Here is a 3,507-nt window from a genome sequence, read left to right as displayed (position 1 = left end):
GATGAGCGAGGAAGTGCGCACGCGTCTGGCGGCCTTGATCGCGCGGCGCATCGGCTGAAGGCGCAAGGGCGCTCCGCATTCAGCGCCCCGCCGTGCGCAGCAGCCGCGCACGCACCCCCGCGCCGAGCCGGTCCATCGCCACCACCAGCGCCACGATCACGATGAGCAGCGTGGCCAGCCGCTCCCACTGGAACAGGCTGACGGCCTCCGACACCAGCAGGCCCAGGCCGCCGGCGCCGATGAGGCCGAGCACGGTCGAGTCGCGCACGTTGAATTCCCACAGGTAGAGGTGGGTGGAAACGAAGGCCGGGTAGAAGCCGCGCCGCATGGCGTGCGCGATCACCTGCCAGGGCGCGAGGCCGAGCGCCAGGCCGCTTTCGAACAGGTTGCCATCGGCCTGCTCGATCGCCTCGGCGTAGAGCTTGCCGTAGCTGCCGAGGGAATGCGAGGCGATGGCCAATATGCCGGCCATCGGCCCGAGGCCGACGATGCCCACGTAGATCAGGCCGAAGACCAGCGTGTGGATCGAGCGCGTGGCGTCGAGCAATGCGCGCACGGCCGAGGCCAACCACGCCGGCGCGCCGGCATTGCGCGCGGCCAGGAAACCCAGCGGCAGCGCGATCGCGCCGGCGAAGAAGGAGCCGAGCGTGCCGATCTTGAGCGTCGTCCACGTCGCCTCGAGCAGGCCGCGCAGCCAGCTCGCCTCCACTGCGCGGCGGTCCTCGACGCGCAGCAGGCGGCCGTCGTCCGAGCGGTATTCGAGCCGCGGTTCGCCGAACCAGAGATCGAGAAAGCTCGGCCGCGACAGCTCGTCCAGCGTGCGCACGAGGTTCTGATAAGGGTTGCGGCCGAAACTCAGGTCGCCCTGTGCCAACAGGCTGCCCAGGCTCGCGGCGATGAGCGCGGCATAGGCGAGCAGCACCCATTGCCAGCGCCATTGCGCCGGTGCCGTCCCGGCGCGCGGGGCGCTGCCGAGCTTCATCGTGGAGCGCCTCTTTTCCCGGTCACACGAACCCCCTGTCGACAGGCCCTGAGCGCCTTCAACGCCGCGGCGGCATCAGCTTGCCTGTCGCCAGGCCGGCATCGCGGATGGCCGCGTAAGCGGTGTTGTCGCTGCTGACGAAGCCGGTGTAGCGGGCCGGCAGCAGCTGCGGATTTCGTGCGAGCTCGCCGGCAACGGCTTCGAGTGCCTCGCGCAGCTTCGCAACGAAGCCAGTGTCGCGCGCCAGGGTGGCGCTCACGGCCATCGCGTCGTTGGGCAGCGGTGCGGAGGTCCAGAAGATCCGGCTGTCTTCGGCCTTGATGAGGCCTTGCGCGATCATCGCGTCGCGGTTGCGGTTGTAGTCGGCACCGGCATCGAGTTCGCCGCGCACCACCTGGGTCTCGATCGCCTGGTGCCTGGTGTAGATCACGCGCGAGAAGTGCGTGTTGGGGTCAATGTCACGCTTCTGGAACTCGTGCACCGGGATCAGGTAGCCGGAGGTCGAGCCCTTGTCGCCGAAGGCGAAGCTGCGGCCCTTCAGGTCGTCGATGCTGCGGATGCCGCTTTTGGGGTGCGTGATCATGATCGCGCGGTACTCGGGCTTGCCTTCGTACAGGATGGTCGAGACCGCCTGCGCCCCGGCCTCGTTGTTGGCGAGCACGTAGCCCCAGGGCCCCATCAGCGCGATGTCGGTTTCGCCGGCGGCGAGCGACTTGGCCAGGCCTTCCCACGTATCGACGGTGCGCAGCACGACCCGGCGCGAGAGCCGGGCTTCGAGCCAGGCCGCCAGCGGGCGATAGGTGGCCTCGTTCTTCTCGCGGTCGGGCTGGAACAGGCCGACGCCGAATTGCAGCGGCTCGGCGGTCTGGGCATGGGCATCGCGCGTTGCGAATGCCGCGATGGGCGCGAGGCGGGCCGCGGCAGCGGCGAGCAGGGAACGTCTTTGCACGAGCAGTCCTCGGTGGGTGATGGGAGAAGGGTTCAGGCGCGCGCTTCGCAGGCGCCCAGCGCCTGTGCGATGCACCAGTCGGGCCCGTCGACGATGCGCGCGAAGTAGGAGGCATGCGCGTCGCTGCCCTCGGGCCACACCGCGAGAAAGCGGTGCAAGAAGGCAGCGTGGTCGTAATGCAGCGCCAGCGCGTGCACCTGCACGCCTCGCAGCGTGCGGCCGTAGAGCACCGGCAGGCCGGCGGGCGGTGCCGAGACGCCGATGCGCGTGATCACGCCGGCGCGGCTGCCGGCGAAATTCGGCATGCCGGCCGCGCCGTTGTTGATGATCAACCGCTCGCGCCCGTCGACGGTGAAGGCGCGCAAAGCCGGCGCGCAGGTGTGACTCGAGGCGAAACCGTCGACCCCCACCTCGCGCAGCGTGCGTTCGATCCACGCGGTCTGTTGCGGCGCGCTGAGCGAGGCGGCGTCGAAACCCCAGCCAGCCAGCGACTCGGCGTCGCCATGCACCAGGCCCCAGCGCGTCTCGCCGATCTGCGCAACCGCGTGCATGGGCAAGGCTGCCAGCGCAGTCGAAACGCCGGGCACTTCGCGCGCGGCCTCTCGCAGGCGCTCGATGATCCGGTTGGAGCGCTCGACCACCGCATCCGACACATCTTGCGGATAGGCACAGCCGCAACCGGCGCCGGCTTCGGGATCGGCGATCTCGGTCTCGACGTTGCCGCGCAGGCGCAGATGGCCGGCGGTCGCGCGCTCGACTTCGCCGAACCAGCGGGCGTCGGCGTCGAACCAGTGGAAGTCGCCGTTGAGCACGAGCGCAACACGCCCGGCGCCGGCCGCGCATTCTTCAAGGGCCAGCTGTCGGACGGCTTCGCGCCACGCCGACAGGTTGCCGTACAGGCCGCCGACCACGTACAGCACCTCGGCCTGCAACTCGGCCGGCCGCGCGAACACGCCGGCGGCGTAGCGGTAGTGCAGTGGACAGGCGCGGCCGGGAGCGGTGGGCGAAGAAGGCATGCGGGGAGGCGACAAGGCGGCGTAACTTCCAAGTGTCGCCCGCGCAACCGAATCCTTACATCGCGCCCCAGGCCGCAGCGTTCTGCAGCAGCCGGCGACCGACCGGCCGAACCCGCCTCGCTACAGCACCCGCAAGGTCCGGTTCGCCGGATCGATCTCCACCGTCGCTCCATGGAGCACCTTCGCGGTGATGTCTTCGTCGAAGCCGGCCAGCATAGTGATGTCGCCGAAAGCCGCCCCTTGCGCGAGGATCGGATTGACGGTGTTGAAGACGATGGCCTTGGGCACGATGCCGCGCGAGGCCATCTCGTGCAGCATCCACGCGCTGGCGACGCCCCCCTTCGCGGTATCGAGCACCAGAACCTTGCCCACGTAGGACTGGCCCACCAGCTTGTGGGCCGGCCGCGTGAACGTGCCGTTGATGCGGTCCAGATCGTAGCGCGCCGAAAAACCGTCGTGCGCGACCAGCGCCTCGCCCGTCACCGGCAAGCCGATCGCATGCCGCGCCTTGAATTCCATGACCGTGCTCCCTTGCATCGTGTGGTCGGGCCGCTCACTCA

Annotated in this window: 4 protein-coding genes; all 4 read right to left on the bottom strand. The window is 69.5% G+C overall.

Annotated features, from left to right (window positions below):
- Positions 1-79: 79 nt before the first annotated feature.
- Entirely contained in the window at positions 80-982 is a 903-nt protein-coding gene (locus H0W38_RS18920) for an ABC transporter permease (protein ID WP_292457055.1), read from the bottom strand.
- A gap of 58 nt (positions 983-1,040) precedes the next feature.
- Positions 1,041-1,931, bottom strand: coding sequence for a phosphate/phosphite/phosphonate ABC transporter substrate-binding protein (locus tag H0W38_RS18915; protein WP_292457053.1), 891 nt, complete (start codon positions 1,929-1,931; stop codon positions 1,041-1,043).
- Positions 1,932-1,963: 32 nt separating this feature from the next.
- The gene (locus H0W38_RS18910) at positions 1,964-2,947 is read right to left on the bottom strand and encodes a hypothetical protein (RefSeq protein WP_292457051.1); all 984 of its coding nucleotides are present in this window, start codon (positions 2,945-2,947) and stop codon (positions 1,964-1,966) included.
- Between the two features lie 120 nt (positions 2,948-3,067).
- Positions 3,068-3,507: DUF126 domain-containing protein (locus H0W38_RS18905; RefSeq protein WP_367162407.1), on the bottom strand; the 440-nt coding region annotated here is incomplete at its 5' end.

Source organism: Methylibium sp. (genome assembly GCF_013817365.1).
GTDB lineage: Bacteria > Pseudomonadota > Gammaproteobacteria > Burkholderiales > Burkholderiaceae_C > Methylibium.
This window is presented reverse-complemented; position numbering and strand designations above follow the sequence as displayed.

What these genes read in the sequence shown, in the direction of transcription:
- H0W38_RS18920 (WP_292457055.1), bottom strand. Translation starts at nt 982, where the DNA reads ATGAAGCTCGGCAGCGCCCCGCGCGCCGGGACGGCACCGGCGCAATGG.
- H0W38_RS18910 (WP_292457051.1), bottom strand. Translation starts at nt 2,947, where the DNA reads ATGCCTTCTTCGCCCACCGCTCCCGGCCGCGCCTGTCCACTGCACTAC.